Here is a 19,494-nt window from a genome sequence, read left to right as displayed (position 1 = left end):
CCTTTATAGTTGGCTTGATTAGCCTTGTTGCCTTTGATTATGCGCGCTCCCTGGAGGGAGCCGTTTTTGGCGCGCGGAGTGTAGCGGCCGCCCCGGCCAGATCAAGGTCGCCTGCTCGTCGGACCCTCTCGTGACAAAGGCGTGAACATCCTCTGTTGTCGTCCCTGCGGAAGCAGGGACCCATACGCCGTGCTCTGTCGTCTAAAAGCGGTGTGGCAAGACCTCCCTTAACCAAGACAGCCTGTGGTTATGGGTCCCCGCCTACGCGGGGACGACGAAGAGAAATCAGCTGGCCTCGGTCATTTCTTTGGTGGTTTGGGCGTAGCCCTTCATGACCTCGTCCTTCAGCGCGTCCCAGATTTCCCGGTGCAGGTCGTGGAAGGCCTTGGTCAGCTTCACCTCGGTGATGTCGCGCGGCCGCGGCAGCGTCACGCGCCAGTCGCCGATGATGCGGGCGGAAGGACCGGCCGACATGATCACCACCCGGTCGGCGAGCGAGATCGCCTCCTCCAGGTCGTGGGTCACAAACAGCACCGCCTTGCGGTCGGCGCTCCAGAGCTCGAGCAACAGATTGCCCATGATCTGGCGCGTCTGCGCATCGAGCGGCCCGAACGGCTCGTCCATCAGCAAGATCTTCGGGTCGCGGATCAGGACCTGCGCGAGGCCGACGCGCTTGCGCTGGCCGCCGGAGAGCATGTGCGGGTAGCGCAGGGAAAAGGCGCCAAGGCCGACCTGGGCGAGAAAGCGCTGCGCCCGCTCCAGTGCCTCGCGGCGCGGCGTGCCGTCGATTTCGAGCGCGATCGCGACGTTGTCGATCGCGGTTTTCCAGGGAAACAGCGCATCGGCCTGAAAAAGATAACCCGCCTGGCGGTTGAGGCCCGACAGCGGCGCATCGAAGATCTTCACGCTCCCCGCAGCCGGCGCCAACAGCCCTGCCGCGATGTTGAGCAACGTCGATTTGCCGCAGCCGGTAGGCCCGACGATGGCGACGAACTCGCCCGGCGCCACGTTGAGATTGGCCTTCTCGACCGCGGTATAGACGCGTCCCTCGGCGAGGCGGAAGGCGACGGTGGCGTCCTGCAGCGCGACCGCCGTGGACGTCTTGTTGGTTGATTTTGGCTCTTCCACCCCGGATGTCCTTGATTGGAGCTTTTGGAAAGCCTTAGCGCCTTCGAACGACAAGTTCAACGCAAGGCCGTGACGTGGTAATTGGATGGCGGGAGCTTTGAAGCGGCCTCAACCGCGACGCATTCCCACAAACGACGCATGCCCGCAAACGGAGGTTGCCGCCCTGATCGTCTTCGACCATGTCGGCAAGAGCTTTGATGGCGGCCGCGTCAAGGCCGTCGACGACGTCTCACTCGACGTCGGGACGTGCGAATTTCTCGCCATCGTCGGCAGCTCCGGCTCGGGCAAGACCACGCTGCTGCGGCTCGCCAACCGGCTGATCGAGGCGGACACCGGCCGCATCATCATTGAAGGCGAAGACGTCCGCGCCGCCGATCCGGTCGGCCTGCGCCGGCGCATCGGCACCGTCTTTCAGAGCGGCGGGCTGTTCCCGCATATGAGCGTCGCCGCCAATATCGGCATCACGCCGAAACTCAAGGGGGAGCGCGAGAGCGACATCGCGGCAACGGTCGATGAATTGCTCGACCTCGTGCGGCTCGACCGCAAACAGTTTCGAGACCGCTTTCCGCATGAACTCTCCGGCGGCCAGCGCCAGCGCGTCGGCGTGGCGCGGGCGCTCGCCGCAAGACCCAAGATCGTGCTGATGGATGAGCCGTTCGGCGCGCTCGATCCGCTGACGCGCGACGCGCTCGGGGACGATTACCGCGCCCTTCACAAGGAGCTCGAACTCACCACGGTCATGATCACGCATGACATGACCGAGGCCATTCTGCTGGCTGACCGGATCGCGGTGATGCGGGAGGGGCGGATATTGGCGACAGGCACGGCGTCCGAGCTGGCGCAAAGCGGCGATGCCTATGTCGCCGAATTGCTGCGCACGCCGCGCCGGCAGGCCGAACGCCTCAATGCGGCTCTCCCGGGGAGCAGCACATGAGTTTGTTTTCCGACCCGCGCTGGCTCGAGGCATGGACCCGCCTGCCCGATTATCTCGGCAGCCATGTGCGGGTCAGCCTCGCCGCGCTCGCGCTCGGGCTTCTGGTATCGCTGCCGCTGGCGCTCGTGTCGCGCAACCGTCCGGTGATGCGCGCTTTGCTGCTGGGCGTGGCCAGCATCGTGCAGACCGTGCCCGGACTGGCGCTGCTCGCGCTGTTCTATCCGCTGCTGCTCGCGGCCACCGCGTTAACGCTCAAATGGTTCGGCTTCGGCTTCTCGGCGTTCGGCTTCCTGCCGGCGGTGCTGGCGCTTGCGCTCTACTCGATGCTGCCGGTCTTGCGAAACACCATCACCGGCCTGCGCGGCATCGAGCCACAGGTCCTGGAAGCCGCCCAGGGCGTCGGCATGACCGCCCTGCAGTCGCTGACGATGGTGGAAGTGCCGCTGGCGCTGCCGGTGATGATGGCGGGCATCCGCACCGCCGCCGTCTGGGTGATCGGCACGGCGACACTCTCAACACCGATTGGCCAGACCAGCCTCGGCAATTACATCTTTGCCGGCTTGCAAACCCAGAACTGGGTGCTGGTGCTGTTCGGCTGCGCGGCCGCGGCGCTGCTCGCACTCGCCGTCGATCAACTGCTCGCGCTGATCGAAGCGGGCCTGCGCCTGCGGCAACGGCTTCGCGTCGTGTTCGGCGGCGCCGGCATCGCAGCCCTGGTCGCCGCCACGCTCGTGCCTTCGATGGCGCGTTCGTCACAGGCTTACGTCGTCGGCGCCAAGACCTTTGCCGAGCAATATGTGCTCGCGGCACTGATCGGAGAGCGCCTCTCCGCCGCAGGCCTCCCCGCGACCCGGCGCGAAGGCCTCGGCTCCAACGTGATCTACCAGGCGCTGGTGAACGGCGATATCGACGTCTATGTCGACTATTCCGGCACGCTGTGGACCAATCAGTTTCACCACAGCGAAATAAAGCCGCGCCAGGAATTGCTGGGCGAGTTGAAGTCCGAACTCGCACGCCAGAACGTGACGCTGTTCGGCGAGCTCGGCTTCGAGAACGCCTATGCGCTGGTGATGCCGAGGAAACGTGCCGCAGCGCTCGGCATTCGTTCCGTCGCCGATCTTGCGGTGCGCGCGGGCACGATGTCGATTGCCGCCGACTATGAATTCTTCTCGCGGCCGGAATGGAAGGCGCTGCAAACCGCCTATGGATTGAACTTCAGGACGCAGCGGCAGATGCAGCCGGATTTCATGTATGCCGCCGTGGCATCGGGCGAAGTCGACGTGATCGCGGGCTATACCAGCGACGGGCTGATCGCGAAATACGATCTCGTCGCGCTCGACGATCCCAAAAGCGCGATCCCGCCTTACGATGCGATTGTGTTGATGGCGCCGAAGCGCGCCGAGGATCAGGCGTTACGGGCGGCGTTGCAGGCGCTGCTCGGCCGCATCGATATTGCCGTAATGCGGGAGGCGAATTTGCGCGCCGCGGGCGGCAACAGTGAGGCTTCGCCGGATGCAGTGGCGCGCTGGCTGTGGGAAAAGATCGACTCAGCAAAGACCGCAAAATAAGACGCGCGATGGAGGGGGCTCCATCGCGCGTCAAACGATCCGTCAGAAGCCAAAGCGGCCCGGACGTTTCGCCATACAGTCGGTATCAACCCTGTCATCCCAGCCGCCGCGCGCGCGCCAGGCGCTCCAGGCCAGATAGTCCTCTTGCTGGCTGTAGGGGTTGCCCGGCTCCTGATAACCGCAGGTGCCGGCGCTTGCCTGCGCATAGGCATTGGCGACATGGGTCGCCCTGTGTTGCGCCAAAGCGGGCACTGCGAAGGTGGTCGTGGCGACAACGGCGGCAACGCCGATAAGCGATAGTCTGATCATGGTCATTTCCTCCTTGGCTATCTTCCAATCGACGCACGATCGGCAAGAAAAAGAGGGCAGTTTTCCGCCGCGCCGGTGCCGCGCAACAATGCGGGGCCCTGGCGCGATGATCATGCGCTAGCGGTCAACGAAACTTTCAGATCCGGCCCGTCGCCGCGTTCGGTTCTCGTGCGCTGCTCGCTTCGCGATCAGCCCGGAGAATCCCGGAGACGAACCGGTCGATAAGAGGAATCTAGCCCTGCTGTGGCGCGGGCCAACTAAAAGAACATTTATTGAGGCTTAAAGTATTTTTTAGAGTGACGGTTGCGCGGGAACGAATTGCAGCCCGGGCGGTGGAGTGGATTTGACATTCGCTACCTGCCTCGCCGCTTGTTGGTTAACGCGCCTGTCGGGGCAGCCCGGCACGCCGGCGCGAACCATTTTTGCGGACCCGCGACGGCGAGCGCGCCATCAGGTTCGGGGCCGGGCGTCACAGCAATGAAACAGGGAGCCGGATCTTGACGCAGCGCTGCCTTGCTTATGCCACAAGCCGCGCAGCATTGCGGTATCACACGGGCAATGTGCTGTATGACGCGCGACCTGTTAAGAAAACCTGCCTCGCCTCAAGAAGCTTTTTTGACGTACGCGGATACAGTCATTTTTTCGCCCTAGTGGATCAACATGATTTTGGTCGCGGTGAATTTAGTTGACGCGTACTCCGCAGCGAATTTCGCACCAGGAATTTCGGCCGGGGGACGAGTGAATATCCTGCAGCGAGAGCGCAATGGATACGCTTTACGATTTGCTTGGGGCACTTCCACACGATGATGCCGAAGGCCTGAGGTCTGCGTTTCGCAAGGCTGTCAAAGGCGCGCATCCGGATTTGCGGCCCGGCGACCCCGATGCCGCGATCAAGTTCCGGCAGATCGTCCGCGCCAACGATATCCTTTTGGACAAGGACCAGCGCGCGGTTTACGACCACTTGCTCGTGCTGGCGCAGCAGGAAAAGGACCCGGCGGCGGCGCATCCGATCGCCGCGCGGATTCACCGGATCGCGTCCGGCGTGCTGGCCTTTGCCTCCGTCTCGGTCGTGACCGTCGGCGGCTATCTCCTGTTCATGCACATGTCGGTGGCCCTCGTTGCGCCCACCGGAAGCCTTGCCGCCGCGCACACGGTGACGAGCCCCTACGACCTCACGACGCGGCTTACCGCCAGTATCGCAGCCGTCAGCCCGAACGACGCGCCCGACCCGGCCGCCGTAAGCGCCTTTATCGCCGCCAGGACCGAGAATACGGGTCCGGCCAGCGTGGTGAACGCGATGGCCATGGCGCCAGCGGAGGCGGAAGGCGCCTCGCCGCCTGCACCAGAGGCCGCGGCCGATCATGTGAGCCTCTCTCACGTGCATGAGATTTTCGCCAACGGCGACGCCGGCGCCACGGCCGTCGAGGCTGATCAACTGACGCAGCTCGAGACGAAATTCACCGCACCCTATGTCGACCGAGGCCTCTTGTTCTTCCGTGACAAATCCGATGATCGCGCCTTCCCCGAACTGCCGCTCCTGAAGCGGGGCGAGAAGCCGGGCAAGACCAAGTCGATCGCTGCCACGAACGGCAAGACGCAGCATGCCGACGCGCTGCCGAAGGCCGTGCCGTTGCCGGTGCCGCGCACACCGCCGCGCAATGTGACGACGCAGCCGGCGCCGCGCTACGTGTCGCCGCAGCCGCAGTGGTACGCCGCCACGGCGTCGTTCCAGTAAGCGTTCTTATTGGCGCTGAAAAACCGAAAATTGAAAACGCTGGCTGGAATGGTTGGGCGTGACGTGATCGTGCGCTTGGGTATCCACTAGAGTGAAAGCCTCTCCCAATTCCTGCGCCAACCCTTTCGCATCGGTGCGATAGACCGGCAGTCCGCTGCATTTTTCCGGACCGTCCGGCGCAAAGGTCGCGATGATGGCGTGGCCGCCGGGCTTGAGCGCCCGTGTCAGCCGCGCGACATAGGCGGCGCGATCCGATGCCTCGACCAGGAAATGAAACGCGGCGCGATCGTGCCAGATGTCGAAGCGCTTTGAAGGCTCCCACTCCCTTACGTCCTCGACGATCCACCGCGCCAGGCTGGCACGCCGGCCGAGCCGCAAACAGGCGAGATCGAGCGCTGCTTGCGAAATGTCCAGCACCGTAGGGTGGCGGAAGCCGCGCTCCAGAAGCGCATCCACCAGGCGGGAGGCGCCGCCGCCAATGTCGATGACCTGCGTATCCCTTGTTGGCTTCAGCCGTTCGATCAATTCGAATGAGGGTGAGGGACTGTCCTGAAACCAGCTGACGCCGGCTTCGTCTCGTGTGGTGTAGACCGCTTCCCAATGATCCTTCGCGCTTGCCTCCGACATCAACATCAAACCTCACTCGCCAAGCAGCTTGGCCGAGGCGAGGTCGGCCGCGGCGCGGGAATCACCCTTGGCCTCATAGGTAAGCCCGCGGGTTTTCAGCGCCCTGCCGTTATTCGCATTGAGGCGGATCGCATTGTCGAGGTCCACAAGCGCGTGGACGTAGTCGTCCTTCCTGAAATAGGCAGAGCCGCGTTCGGCGTAGTAGTCGGACAACGCGTTATCCTTTCCGAGACGTTCGCTGCCGCCGGCCACGGTGGCGTCGGCGCTGGGGCCGAGCTTGATGGCCTGGCTGCATTCGGTGATGGCCGCGTCGTATTCTTTTCTGAAATTGTAGACAGCGCAACGGTTGTAGAACGCGTCGGCATATTTCTTGTCGATCTTCGCCGCTTCAGCGAAATCCGCAAGCGCGGATTCATAATCCTCTTTCGCCCGCCGTTCGACGCCGCGGCTCAGATACTGGCGCGCCAGCACGTGACCGGAGAAGCGCTTGGACTGGATGGCGCGCGAACAAGCATCGATTGCCGCATCGCCGGCTTCCTTGATGCAGATGTTGGCATCATTGCCGGCAGCCTGAACATCGAACGTGCCGGCCAACAGACCAGCGGCAAGCGCAAAGGCGCAATGCGCCCCAAATCCCCTCAGCATGGCTCCCCTCCCGTCCGGATTTCTTTCCGGATCTGGTTTTTAGAATAGCACGACGGAGGCGGACGAAAAGCGAAGATGGCGTGACGTCTGGCCGCTCACGGATCGGACATTCGCCGCTCGGCCGGGGCAGCGCCGGAAGTGGGAATGTTAAATATATTTTATTCCTACGGCCGGGCCGCCATGACGCCAGGGAACGCCGCCTGCGAAAACTCCGCTGGACGCGGGCCATTTCCGACCGATTTGGACTTCAGCCCCACGTGGAAAGTGTCTACCATCCACCCTCAATTGAGGAACGCTCTGAGATTCGTCCGGTTTTCCGTTCACCGGGCGAAATGCGATCCTCAAAATTCGGGGGGCAATCTCTGCTTAAAGGACTCCTCACCTTCAGCCTGACCCGGCGTCCGCTGGTCCTGCTGGGCCTGCTGGGCTTTGTCGCGGCCGGTATTTTTGCATTTTCCCGGCTCAACATCGAGGCCTATCCCAATCCGGCGCCGGTCATGCTGGAGATCACGGCGCAATCCAGCGGCCTGTCGGCCGAGGAGATGGAGCGCTATTACACGATCCCGATCGAGGTCGGGCTCGCTGCGACGCCCGGCGTCGACGTCATTCGCTCGACCTCATTCTTCGGCCTGTCCTTTGTCCGCGTCGTCTTCCAGTACGGCGTCGACTATTATTTTGCGCTGACGCAGACCGCCATCAATCTCCAGCAGAACGTCACCCTGCCCGGCAACGTCTCGGCGCAAATCCAGGGAACGAGCCTTGTCGGCGAAATCTACCGCTATGAGCTGATGGGCCCGCCGCATTTCGGCTTGAGCAACCTGCGCACGGTCCAGGACTGGATCCTGCAACGGCGGCTGCTATCCGTGCCCGGCGTGGTGCAGGTCAACACCTGGGGCGGCACCACCAAGGAATATGACGTCGAGATCGATCCGCGAAAACTCGAAGCCTATGGCGTGACCTTGCAGCAGGTCATCACTGCGCTCGGCAACGCCAACGTCAATGTCGGCGGCCGCACCATCAATATCGGACAGCAATCCGTGAACGTGCGCGGCGTCGGACTGATGGACTCCGGCGGCGAAACCGATCTGACGCAGGGATACAAGGTTCGCGACATCGAGAACGTGATGCTGGCGTCGCCAAGCGGCCTGCCGATCTTCGTCAGGGATGTCGCCAGGGTTTCGATCGGCTATGTGCCGCGGCTCGGCAAGGCCGGGCGCGATCATGACGAAGACGTGGTCGCGGCGATCATCATCATGAACCGCACGCTGCACACCAACGACGTGGTCAAGCGCGTGCGATCCGAGATCGAGAAGATCAACTCCGACGGCAGCCTGCCGCCCGGGCTGAAGCTGGTGCCGTTCTACGACCGCTCGACACTCGTCGGCGTCACCACCAACACGGTGATGCATAACCTGTTGTTCGGTTGTCTTTTGATTTTTATCGTGCAGTGGCTGTTCCTCGGCGACTTGCGCAGCGCCGTCATCGTCGGCATCAACGTCCCCTTCGCGCTGTTCTTCAGCATCATCATCCTCGTCATTCGCGGCGAGGACGCCAACCTGCTCTCGGTCGGCGCCGTCGATTTCGGCATCATTGTCGATGCCGCGGTGATCCTCGTTGAAAACATCTATCGAAACTTCGCATCGAGGCCGGAAGAGAAGCAGGCGCTGTTCCATCAGCTTGCGGAAAAGCGCTGGGGCGACGATCCCACCGGCGCCGGCCAGCCATCGACCGATATGACATGGACCGACCGGCTCCGGCTGATCCTGATCAGCGCCATGCAGGTCGACCGCGCGGTGTTCTTTTCGACTGCCATCATCGTCGCGGCCTTCATCCCGCTGTTCACGATGCAGGGGGTCGAGGGCCAGATCTTCGGTCCGATGGCGAGGACCTATGCCTATGCGCTGGTCGGCGCGCTGCTGGCGACCTTCACCGTGACGCCATGCCTCTGCTCGCTATTGATGGCCGCGCATATCAGCGAGGTCGAGACCATCGTGGTGCGCGCCATACGTCGTGTCTATCGGCCGGTGCTGCGCTTTTCACTGCGGAGGCGGCCGGTCACGATCGCAATCGGGTTCGTGTTCCTTCTGGTCTCCGGTTTCCTCGGCTCGCGCCTCGGCAGCGAGTTCCTGCCGACGCTGGAAGAAGGCAATTTGTGGATTCGCGCCTCGATGCCGCCGACGCTGTCGCTGGAAGCCGGCATGCCGTTCGTGAACCAGATGCGCGAAATCCTGCTGAAACACCCCGAGGTCATCACGGTGGTGTCGCAGCATGGCCGCCCGGACAATGGCAGCGACGCCGCCGGCTTCTTCAACGCCGAATTCTTCGTGCCGTTGAAACCGTTCGACGAATGGCCCGCGAATTACACCAAGGAAAAGCTGGTCGAGGAATTGCAGGCTGAATTCTCCGAAAAATTCGTCGGCATCAATTTCAATTTCTCGCAATACATCCAGGACAATGTCGAGGAAGGGCTGTCGGGCGTCAAAGGCGCCAACTCCATCAAGATCGTCGGCCCCGACCTGAAGACGCTGGAAAAGATCGCCAGGGACGCCATGGAGGAAATGGCCAAGGTGCAGGGCATTACCGACCTTGGCGTGTTCTGGGTGCTTGGACAGCCCAATCTCAACATCAGGATCGATCGCGAGAAGGCGGCGCGCTATGGGTTGAACGTCAGCGACGCCAACACGGTCGTGCAGGCAGCGCTCGGCGGCACGGTCGCCACCAACCTGCTCGAGGCCGACCGCCAGTTCGGCGTGGCGGTGCGGTTCGCGCCCGAATACCGCAACGACATCGACAAGGTGCGCAACCTCAAGGTCGGCGTTCAGACCGCCAACGGAACCGCCTTCATACCCTTGAGCGATTTCGCTGCGATCACGCTCGACACCGGCGCCTCCTACATCTTCCGCGAACGCAACCAGCGCTTTGTGCCGATCAAGTTCTCGGTGCGCGGGCGCGACCTTGCCGGCGCGGTAGAGGAAGCCCAGGAGCGCATCGGCAAGAACGTCAAGCTGCCGACCGGCTATCGCATCGACTGGGCCGGCGAGTTCGAATGGCTGCAGCAGGCCAAGAAGCGGCTCGCCATCATCCTGCCGGTGACGTTCGTCTTCATCATGGTACTGCTCTACGGCCTGTTCAATTCACTCCGCCACAGCCTGCTGGCGCTGCTTGGGCTGCCCTTTGCGATCAGCGGCGGCATTATCGGCCTGTACGCATTTGGCTTGAACTTCTCGATCTCGGCTGCGATCGGATTCATCTCGCTGTTCGGCGTCGCCGTCATGAGCGGCATCCTGATCATCCACGGCTACTATCGCGTCGCCGCCAGCGGCATCGACCCGGAAGAGGCGATGTTCGAGGCGGTCGACCAGCAGATGCGGCCGATCCTGATGATGACCCTGTCGGCGTGTATCGGCCTGCTGCCGGCCGCGCTGTCGACCGGAATCGGCAGTCAGGTGCAGCGGCCGCTGGCAACCGTCATCGTCGGGGGAATGCTGATCGGGCCGATCATGCTGCTGGTGATCGTGCCGGCGTTGCAGAGCTACTTCCTCGGACGCGAGACGGCGCCCGGACCGAGCACGAACCCGCAACCGGCCGAATAAACATGCTTCAAATGTCGCGCGGAGAATTCCGGGGAACTGCAACCCCCTTCCGAGAGGGGCCAATTGGCCCATGCCTCACTGATGCGGGCCATAAGCCGCTCTCGGAACGGTGTTCGTGGGGTTGCCGCTACGCCTAAGCCCGAACCGGTGCCTCAGCGATAATCGCGGCCCTTTGTGCAGGTGGAGTCATCAAACCTCCTCTGCTTCGGCCAACCGTTGATGTTGGTCACGTGGGAGAGGTTGGTAGCGACGCGCTGATTTGTCAATGTTCCCGTGAACATCATCGCGGCAGCAATGCTGTCGTATGATCGCGCGGCGCAACAACGTCCAGCGGTCCGATTCTAGCATTCGCATCCGAAGATCAAATCCACTCCACTAGCTGTGCAGGCCCGGCGCCTCGTGACCGGAGCGTGCGACATATTCGGTGTAGCCACCGCCATATTGATGGATGCCTTCCGGCGTCAGCTCGAGCACGCGGTTCGAAAGTGCTGCGAGAAAATGCCGGTCATGCGAAACGAACAGCATGGTGCCTTCGTATTCCGAGAGCGCTGTGATCAGCATTTCCTTGGTCGCCATGTCGAGATGGTTGGTCGGCTCGTCCAGCACCAGGAAGTTCGGCGGATCGTACAGCATGATCGCCATCACCAGCCGCGCTTTCTCGCCGCCCGACAGCACCCGGCAACGCTTCTCAACGTCGTCGCCGGAAAAGCCGAAGCAGCCGGCGAGCGCGCGAAGCGAGCCCTGGCCGGCCTGCGGAAACGCATCTTCCAGCGACTGGAACACCGTGCGTTCGCCGTCGAGCAGGTCCATCGCATGCTGCGCGAAATAACCCATCTTGACGCTGCCGCCCAATGCCACCGCGCCGGTGTCGGGTTCGGTCGATCCCGCCACCAGCTTCAACAGCGTGGACTTGCCGGCGCCGTTCACGCCCATCACGCACCAGCGTTCCCTGCGGCGGATCATGAAATCGAGTCCGTCATAGATGACACGGCTGCCATAGGCCTTTTGCACACTCTTCAGGCTGACGACGTCTTCGCCCGAGCGCGGCGCCGGCGGAAAATCGAAAGCGACGGTCTGACGCCGCCGCGGCGGCTCGACCCGCTCGATCTTCTCCAGCTTCTTCACCCGGCTCTGCACTTGCGCGGCATGCGAGGCGCGCGCCTTGAAGCGCTCGATGAACTTGATCTCCTTGGCCAGCATCGCCTGCTGGCGCTCGAACTGGGCCTGCTGCTGCTTTTCGGAGAGCGCGCGCTGCGTCTCGTAGAATTCGTAGTCGCCGGAATAGGTCGTGAGGGAGCCGCCGTCGATCTCGACGATCTTGTTGATGATGCGGTTCATGAACTCGCGATCGTGCGAGGTCATCAGCAGCGCGCCTTCATAGCCTTTGAGAAACTGTTCGAGCCAGATCAGGCTCTCGAGGTCGAGATGGTTGCTCGGTTCGTCGAGCAGCATGACGTCAGGCCGCATCAACAGGATCCGCGCCAGCGCCACGCGCATCTTCCAGCCGCCGGAGAGCACGCCGACGTCGCCGTCCATCATCTCCTGGCTGAACGAAAGCCCCGCCAGCACTTCGCGCGCGCGGCCTTCCAGCGCATAGCCGTCGAGTTCCTCGAAGCGATGTTGGACCTCGCCATACTGCGCGATGATCTCTTCCATCTGATCGGCGCGATCGGGATCGGCCATCGCCGCTTCCAGCGCCTTCAACTCGGCCGAGACCGCGGCGACCGGCCCTGCCCCGTCCATCACCTCGGCCACCGCGCTGCGGCCACTCATCTCGCCGACATCCTGGCTGAAATAGCCGATGGTGATGCCGCGATCGAGCGACACCTGTCCTTCATCGGGCAGTTCCTGCTCCGTGATCATGCGGAACAGCGTCGTCTTGCCGGCGCCGTTGGGGCCGACCAGACCCGCCTTCTCGCCCTTCTGGAGCGTGGCGGAGGCTTCGATGAACAGGATCTGATGGCCGATCTGCTTACTGATATTGTCTAGTCTAATCATGCGTGGAGGGAGCCCGGATCAAGGTTTCGGGCCGCTCTTAGGCGATATCGGGCGGGAGTGGAAGACCGTTCGACCGCAAACCACTATGTCCCCAAGGCAGTACGAATGAGATAGCGTCAATCTACCCCGCAATCTCCTCTACTTTTCCCGCTTCGCCGACACTGACGATACCGCTCAACGTGCTGCTCAAAAATGGCTCGGGCATTCGCGGCGGACACACTCGCCAGCTGCTGCGCAAGAGCCCGACTGACCTGAAAATGCTGGTAGTCGATCGGACTGTGCCAGTCGCCTCCCCAAATCGAAAAGCCGTTGTCGGCAAAGATGTCGATGACTGTCTCGGCCATGCCTGGTTTCGTGGCGTTTCGGTCGAGATACTGCTTTCCTTCGTCCGGAGAAACCTCACGCTTTCCAGCTTTAATCTGGATGAACGGGTTCTGGACGGGATTTAGATCAATCGCGAGGCCGTAGGCGTGCAATGACAAGGTATTGGTCCCAGCCACGACACGGTCGTTGAAAGACGAGGTATTATTGTCGACGTCCGCGGCATCATCGTCGCCGTCATAGTGGTTCATCAGGTGTGCCTTGGCGATCGGGAAGTGGCGATCGAGAAGCGCATCGAATATGGCAGCGACATAGTGCGCGGCGGCATCAAGGACGATGATCTCGCCATCAGAGTGCGCAGCGTCGTCAAATCCGAAGTAGCTGAACTTGATGAGTTTCAGTCGGCTACAATTGACCGGTCCTTTATCAGTGAGAGTCTTGTGACGGATCATTTCACCACAAAGGTCGGCCGAGACTGCCGCAATTGCAGCTCTCACATCGGCAGCAAGTACGGCGCTGTTCATAACGCCGTGATAAAAAATCAAAGCCAACGCGAAGGGTATGAAGCGTCTCACCGTTACGTCCGCTGGTTAATGCATCTGGATTTGAAGATGCTGTGGGATGTGCCGCATCCTACTTCAATTCCATGATCACCGCACTGGCCGAGCCACGCACCACGAGCTCGGTGTGGATGCGGTCGCGCTTGTTGAAGCGGATATCGCCCGATTTGTACTCGTTCACGACGGCCTTGCCGTTCGGCTCGGTCGATTGCAGGGGCGAGTCTTCGAGATAAGTGACGACGACATCCTTGTCGTGGAAATGCATCGGCGTCGGATCGTTGAGGAACCAGCGGTAGTGCCAGACGATGACGCGGTCGTTCTCGATCAGCTTGTCGATATGCGGGCGCGGATAGGCGTTGGGATAGCCGGAGTTGTTGGCGCGCGGCGGCACCGGGTTGTTTTTCAGGTCGATGATCACGGTGCGAACGCCCGGGACGCCCGCGGTCTCACCCGCACGGCCATAGATGGCAGTGCCCTTGGCGAAGTCGATGGCGACGAAATCGTCGGGCATGGCCGGGATGCTCTCGGTTATGTCCCAGACCTTGACGCGCTCGTTGTCGATCACGGGCTTCATCTCGGCGGCCAATGAGGACGTAGCAAAGGCCGGCGCCGCGCCGAGCGCGGCCAACAGGACGATCAAGGGATATTTCGGCATTTCCGGTTTCTTTCGTTGGATTTTCTGTAAAAATTCAGTCGCGCTTGAAGCGATAGTTGAAGCGCCCGTCGTCAGCCGTAATGAAGCCGGCCGTCGGCGACGGGAAATGGATCGGCAGGATCAGCGTGTCGGTGCCCGCGACCGAGGTGAAGAACGACCGCCGCGACTGGGCCGACTGCCTCATGTCCCAGTCCGGTTTCGACGACCAGTCGACCTCGCGGCACTGGATCGCATGATGCATGAGGTCGCCGGCGACGACGGCGCGCTTGCCGCCTGAGTGGATGTTGACGCAACAGTGACAGGGCGAATGTCCCGGCGTCGGCGTCAGCGTGATCGTATCGTCGAGCGCGTAGTCGTCGTCGACCAACAGCGCCTGCCCGGCCTCGACGATGGGCAGGCAATTGTCGCGAAACACGGTGCCCGGCGGATCGTTGCGCTTGTTGTGTTCGGCTTCCCACGCCGCATATTCGCCTTTGTGAAACACGTATTTGGCGTTCGGAAAGGTCGGCACCCAGCGGCCGTCGCGCAAGGTCGTGTTCCAACCGGTGTGGTCGATGTGCAGATGGGTGCAGAAGACGTAATCGACCTGCTCGAAACCGATGCCGAGCGCAAACAGTTCGTTGCGCCAGCGCTCCTTGCCGGGAAAGTCGAACGGCGGCGGATGGCCCTTGTCCTCGCCGGTGCAGGTGTCGACCAGGATGGTGTAGCGCGGCGTGCGTACCACAAAAGTCTGATAGGTGATGACGATCTTGCCTTCCGCCTCGTCCCAGACCTCGGGCTCCATTGCGGGCAGATGACGGCGGAAGGTCGCCTCGTCATAGTGGGGAAAGAAATCCTGCGGCCGCCGCCAGGGTCCGTCGCGCTCGATCACGGAATCGATGGTGACGTCGCCGATCCTGATCTGCTTCATGGCCCGCGCGCTCCCGGAAATTTCCTGGACGCGAACGTACCGACACTGTCGTGAGCGTTCAAGCAAGCCGTCCCGCACGGCTGGGTGACCGGTTCGGAATAGCGGCTGCCGCAAAATATCGGAAAAAGTTCTACAGCCCCTGGATCAGACCGGCATCGATCAAAAGGCTGTTGAAGCGGCGCGCTTCAGCCCCGCTTTTGCAGCCGTAAAACAGGCCCTGGCAGCGGAGCATGATCTCCTTCTGCTCGGTAAAGGACGGATCGAGCGGAACGCCCGCCGCCTCCTGGATCACCAGCGGCAGATAGGGACCATCGATCGTATCCATGACGGCGGGGCTTGCGACTGGCGCGAAGTTGACCGCGTCGATGGCGTAATAGGTCGCGAAATAGCGCGGATCGTACCTCTCGAGCTTCTTGCCGATCCCGGCTTGATCAAGGCCGGGGTCGAGCAGATGCGGCGAGAATTCCGGCTGATGATCGCCATAGCGCACGATCAGGAACGGCTTACCCGGAAACTGCTTCTTCAAGGAGGCAATGAACGCGGCATAGTCGCTCACGCTCATCGCCTGACGCCGCAGATATTCGTCGACGACAGGTCCATTGCCCGTATCGCGCCATGTGGGCATCAGGTCCGGACGAAAACGCGGCTCCCAGGGAAAGTGATTGGCCGACAGATAAACGAAGGTGAACAGCGGCGAACTGGAAGAATGCTTTGACATCAGGCCGAGCGCCTTGTCGTAGAAGAAACTGTCGGGCTCGATTTCCGATGCACCGAGATCCTGCGCATCGTAGAAGTGCTGGATGCCGGTTGTGAGTTGGAAGTTGCGCGCACCCATGAAGGCGCCGAACGCGGGATAAAGCGACAGCGTGTTATAGCCGCAGCGGCGCAGTGACAGTGGCAGGCCTCGCTCGACACGACCGGATGCGATCCGCGTCACGAAATAGGCGAAGCGGCCGAAAGACCGCGACGAGAGCCCGGCCAGCACGTTGTATTCGGTGAACCAGCTCGGCCCGCCATTGCCCTCGGCGAGAAACTTGCGCGCCTTCCCGTCGAAGGATTTGAAATGGCTGCCATAGCCCGCCGGCACCTTCACGCCATCAGCGAGGCGGATGTCAAAGCTCGACTCGTCGTGAATGAGAATGATGTTGGGCAGTTGGCGTGTGGGGTGGCAGGAATTGACCAGCGGCGTCTTCAGATGGCCGTCGGCGACCGCATCGGACTCCATGTATCCGTATTGAAGGAAATCCGACACCGCGGTGACACCGGACCGGGCGAATTTCGAGACATAGCCGTCATCGAAATAGCCGCGCCAGGCTTCCTCCGGGAAGGCCATTGAATAGCCGACGAGGCCGACCAGACAGCCAAGCGCGCAGGCCAGCGACGGCAGGCGGCGAAAACGAAACGGATCGAGCCACCACAACGCTGCCATCAGAGGCAGCGTCACCAGCGCCGCCGCAATCACCGACCAGCGCAGGTCCGGAAAGATCGTGAACAGAAACGCGGCGGTGTCGCGGTCGATCACCATCAGGTCGACGAAGTTCGCGGTCATCTGCGCGATGTCGTGCTTGAGGCGCGACAGCAGGATCAGCACCACGACCAGCGTCAGTGACAGCGCCCCCGACAGCGCCGGCCGCCGCAACAACGCGATCCAGAAACAATTCAGGAAGGCCCAGGTCAGGAGAAAGCCGAACCGGGCGGAGAAATCGACTTCGGTCGCCAGCATGATGGCGAGCGCCGCCAGATGCGGCGCGGCCACCGCCAGCCACCGCCAGGTTGAGACCGCGGCAAGACCTGCGGCTGCGCTAGTCGCGGCGGGACCAGACTGGGGCGGGATTGCCATGGATGACAGTGCCGCCCGACGCAACCAAGCCTTGGCTGGCGACGACCAGCCGGCACACGGCGAAGCCCGGGCCCCCGACGCCGTGTCATAAAAATGTAGTTTGATTGTCACAAAGCCGCAATGCATTTGGCGGCGCAACAACGCGGGCATGGTAACCGCCTCCTCAAGCCGCGGCGGCGCTGGCAGCCTTCTCCCTCCCCCTTGCGGGTCCGAGGCGAGCAAGCTCGCTCTCAAGGTCGGCGAGCGGCGGCGAGCTGGGGTGGGGGTCCTCAAGAACTCCACGCGGCATAGGCTTTTCGCCGGCACTAACGCCCCACCCGAACGTCGCTTCGCTCCGGCCGCCCTCCACTCGACGCGGACGGGGTGCGCCGGGTGATCCGCTTTACCGCGCGAACCTCGCTGGTGTTCTTTTGCACGGCGTTTTCGGCAGCAAGCGCTGGCGCGACTCTGGCCCAATGGCTGGACGCGGTGGACGCCGCAACCGCCGCTATCCTGGTGTGACCTTCGCTGGCCTGCATGCCGTCGCGATCGGGGCTTTCGCCGCAATCGATCCCGCCGGATTCATCGCCGCGACTTCCATGGTCACCAGGCGCGCGGGCCGATCAGATCAGTGGTGCGGTCAAACGAAGTCGCCATCATCGCTCGGTCGGTAGTGAGACGCGGCTCCGCGTCGGCCGCGTTACCAAGTAACAGATGACGAATGTCATTTTTTGGCAGCAAACATTGCTTCGCGCCGGCGGTATTCACGTCTTGAAATGGAATAGCTTGTGCACAAACGACAGGCATCGATGTGCAAAATATTTCAATTGATATAACCGCGCGACCACATGCCGGACCGCTGCTTCCCGCCGATGGGAAAGTCCTGTAGCGTGAAGACCTAATACTCTACCTTTCGCGAACTTCGGAAAGTAATGGGTACCAGACGCACAACGATGTGTAGTCACGCGAGCAGATCTGAACCATGTCTTTTGAACCTCTGGTCAATCCGCTCCAGCGCTTTCCGGTCTTTCGTACTTCCGATCCGGAAGAATTCAGACATGCGTTGCTGACGCGATACGGCGCGACCAGTGCCGAGATCAAATCGTCCAAAGACCTGACGGCGAGAGGCAACCTCGTTCAACTTCAAAGCATCGGCCTGATCTACGGCCGGGGCAGCGCCACCGCGAGGGCCGACTTTCCCGAGGTCGAACGGTTTCGCCTGTTCAGCACCCTGAGCGGCAAGGGCCAAACGACGATCGGAAAGCACTCGGTTGCGCTGGATGCCGACCAATGCTGCATCGTGTCACCCGGCCAGAAAGTCTCCATTGCCAGCGCTGGCGCCCATGAATGGTTCAACCTGAGGATCGAGGCCGGCGCTTTCGAACGGAAGCTCACTTATCTTCTCGGCGCCCGGCCGAACGGCAGGCTCAAGTTCGAACATGCCATCAACCGAAACGCGCCGCGCTTTCAACAGCTCTGGCGCCTGACCAGCTTTTTCGCCGAGCAGCTCGACGCCAGTTCCGACCAGTTGCCGGCGCTGGTGCTGCACGAGCTCGAGCAGACCGTGCTGGTGGCGTTCCTGTGCGCCAACCGTCACAACTTCAGCCATCTCCTGGAGCGCGAGCCAAAAGATACGCTGCCCTCGCATGTACGCCGGGCGGAAGATTTCATCGAAGCGCATTGGGACCAGGCGATCACGATCGAGAAGCTCGTGGAAGCCACCGGCGTCGGCGCCCGCGCGATCTTCCGCGCCTTTCAGCAGACCCGCGGTTATTCGCCGATGGCCTTTGCCCGGACGGTCCGGCTCCGCCACGCCCGCCAGATGCTGACCGCTGCCGACAAGGAAACGTCAGTGACCGCGGTCGCCTTTATCTGCGGCTTCGGCAATCTCGGCCACTTCGCGCGCGACTATCGCGAAGCCTTCGGCGAGCGTCCCTCGGAGACGCTGGCCAAAGCGGGCCGCCACGGCTGAGGCCGGCCTTACAAACCCGCAAGCATTATCGCTACATCGACACTTCGATCTTTATCGAAGCATGCGATCGGGACCGTCTGCTAAAGCAGACGCCCCAGCCGATGGAGCAAATGCATGGCAAGAGAAACGATCCGCGTCGAACCCCTGACGACATACCTGGAGCGGGTGAAGGCACCCGCCTGCATCGCCACGCGGCACAACGATACGATTTACGTGTCGGGGCTGCCGCCGTTCGATCCCGAGACCGGCAACGTCGCCGTCGGCGCATCGGTCGAACGCCAGGCCGAGATCGTGCTGGCGCAGTTGAAGCTCTGCGTGGAAACAGCGGGCTCCTCGCTCGACCAGGTGCTCAAGTGCAATGTCTATTGCACCTCGGCGGAAAAGTTCGCCGCCGTTAACGCGGTCTACGATCGGTATTTCCCGAACAATCCGCCGGCGCGGATCTTCGTTTGCGTGCCGCGCTGGTTCGGCCCGTTCGATATCGAGATCGATTGTATTGCGGCGCTGTAGGGCGCCGCTTTCATGTCCTGGCCATCCCTCGAGACGGCGCTAGCTATTGCTCGCGCCTCCTCGGGATGAGGTCTTCATTCTGGGCTAGACCCTCATGGTGAGGAGCCGCGCGTTTGCGGCGTCTCGAACCATGAGGCCAGTTCGCCGAGTTCTTCGTCTCGTCCAGCGACGCGCCCTGCTCGATCACGGGCAAAAAATCATCATACCCGG

At 62.1% G+C, this 19,494-nt stretch carries 15 protein-coding genes; 6 read left to right on the top strand and 9 right to left on the bottom strand.

Features of this window, described 5'->3' with window-relative positions:
• Positions 1-285: 285 nt before the first annotated feature.
• Complete coding sequence (locus BUA38_RS21005) at positions 286-1,128, bottom strand: ABC transporter ATP-binding protein (protein WP_072820848.1); 843 nt, start codon at positions 1,126-1,128, stop codon at positions 286-288.
• Between the two features lie 163 nt (positions 1,129-1,291).
• Here BUA38_RS21005 and BUA38_RS21000 point away from each other — a divergent pair, with 163 nt between their 5' ends.
• Both BUA38_RS21000 and BUA38_RS20995 read left to right on the top strand, forming a co-directional pair.
• On the top strand, positions 1,292-2,062 hold the full coding sequence (locus BUA38_RS21000) for an ATP-binding cassette domain-containing protein (RefSeq protein ID WP_244553322.1): 771 nt from the start codon (positions 1,292-1,294) through the stop codon (positions 2,060-2,062).
• Positions 2,059-3,630: an ABC transporter permease/substrate-binding protein gene (locus tag BUA38_RS20995; protein WP_072820846.1), complete on the top strand. Its 1,572-nt coding sequence runs from the start codon at positions 2,059-2,061 to the stop codon at positions 3,628-3,630. Before BUA38_RS21000 ends, BUA38_RS20995 begins: the two co-directional genes overlap by 4 nt.
• Before the next feature lie 42 nt (positions 3,631-3,672).
• Here the strand turns inward: BUA38_RS20995 and BUA38_RS20990 are convergent, their stop codons facing one another.
• The gene (locus BUA38_RS20990) at positions 3,673-3,939 is read right to left on the bottom strand and encodes a hypothetical protein (RefSeq protein ID WP_156898605.1); all 267 of its coding nucleotides are present in this window, start codon (positions 3,937-3,939) and stop codon (positions 3,673-3,675) included.
• Positions 3,940-4,702: 763 nt separating this feature from the next.
• Here BUA38_RS20990 and BUA38_RS20985 point away from each other — a divergent pair.
• The gene (locus tag BUA38_RS20985; protein ID WP_072820842.1) at positions 4,703-5,674 is read left to right on the top strand and encodes a J domain-containing protein; all 972 of its coding nucleotides are present in this window, start codon (positions 4,703-4,705) and stop codon (positions 5,672-5,674) included.
• A 6-nt stretch (positions 5,675-5,680) separates the two neighbouring features.
• Here the strand turns inward: BUA38_RS20985 and BUA38_RS20980 are convergent, their stop codons facing one another.
• Entirely contained in the window at positions 5,681-6,301 is a 621-nt protein-coding gene (locus BUA38_RS20980; RefSeq protein ID WP_072826291.1) for a class I SAM-dependent methyltransferase, read from the bottom strand.
• Positions 6,302-6,313: 12 nt separating this feature from the next.
• Positions 6,314-6,946, bottom strand: coding sequence for a tetratricopeptide repeat protein (locus BUA38_RS20975; RefSeq protein WP_072820840.1), 633 nt, complete (start codon positions 6,944-6,946; stop codon positions 6,314-6,316).
• A 332-nt stretch (positions 6,947-7,278) separates the two neighbouring features.
• Between BUA38_RS20975 and BUA38_RS20970 the strand changes: the two genes are divergently transcribed.
• Positions 7,279-10,539 (top strand): efflux RND transporter permease subunit, encoded by a 3,261-nt coding sequence (locus BUA38_RS20970; protein ID WP_244553003.1) that lies wholly within the window; start codon positions 7,279-7,281, stop codon positions 10,537-10,539.
• 375 nt (positions 10,540-10,914) lie between these two features.
• On the opposite strand, the gene BUA38_RS20965 is transcribed toward BUA38_RS20970, so the two are convergent.
• From BUA38_RS20965 to BUA38_RS20945, 5 genes are all read right to left on the bottom strand, one after another.
• Positions 10,915-12,537: an ABC-F family ATP-binding cassette domain-containing protein gene (locus tag BUA38_RS20965; protein ID WP_072820838.1), complete on the bottom strand. Its 1,623-nt coding sequence runs from the start codon at positions 12,535-12,537 to the stop codon at positions 10,915-10,917.
• A gap of 116 nt (positions 12,538-12,653) precedes the next feature.
• Complete coding sequence (locus tag BUA38_RS20960; RefSeq protein ID WP_156898604.1) at positions 12,654-13,433, bottom strand: M15 family metallopeptidase; 780 nt, start codon at positions 13,431-13,433, stop codon at positions 12,654-12,656.
• 58 nt (positions 13,434-13,491) lie between these two features.
• Positions 13,492-14,073 (bottom strand): hypothetical protein, encoded by a 582-nt coding sequence (locus tag BUA38_RS20955; protein WP_072820834.1) that lies wholly within the window; start codon positions 14,071-14,073, stop codon positions 13,492-13,494.
• Positions 14,074-14,107: 34 nt separating this feature from the next.
• Positions 14,108-14,983, bottom strand: a complete 876-nt coding sequence (locus tag BUA38_RS20950; RefSeq protein ID WP_072820832.1) for an MBL fold metallo-hydrolase — start codon at positions 14,981-14,983, stop codon at positions 14,108-14,110.
• A 130-nt stretch (positions 14,984-15,113) separates the two neighbouring features.
• A complete protein-coding gene (locus BUA38_RS20945; RefSeq protein WP_072820830.1) occupies positions 15,114-16,823 on the bottom strand; it encodes a sulfatase-like hydrolase/transferase in 1,710 nt (569 codons plus the stop codon).
• 961 nt (positions 16,824-17,784) lie between these two features.
• Here BUA38_RS20945 and BUA38_RS20935 point away from each other — a divergent pair.
• Both BUA38_RS20935 and BUA38_RS20930 read left to right on the top strand, forming a co-directional pair.
• Positions 17,785-18,774 carry an AraC family transcriptional regulator gene (locus tag BUA38_RS20935; RefSeq protein WP_072820826.1) on the top strand — a complete coding sequence of 330 codons (990 nt, stop codon included), beginning with the start codon at positions 17,785-17,787 and terminating at the stop codon, positions 18,772-18,774.
• Between the two features lie 114 nt (positions 18,775-18,888).
• A complete protein-coding gene (locus tag BUA38_RS20930; protein ID WP_072820824.1) occupies positions 18,889-19,284 on the top strand; it encodes a RidA family protein in 396 nt (131 codons plus the stop codon).
• Positions 19,285-19,494 lie beyond the last annotated feature (210 nt).

The organism is Bradyrhizobium erythrophlei (assembly GCF_900142985.1).
GTDB lineage: Bacteria > Pseudomonadota > Alphaproteobacteria > Rhizobiales > Xanthobacteraceae > Bradyrhizobium > Bradyrhizobium erythrophlei_B.
Note: the sequence above shows the minus strand (reverse complement) of the source record. Positions and strands in the feature narration are given on the sequence as shown.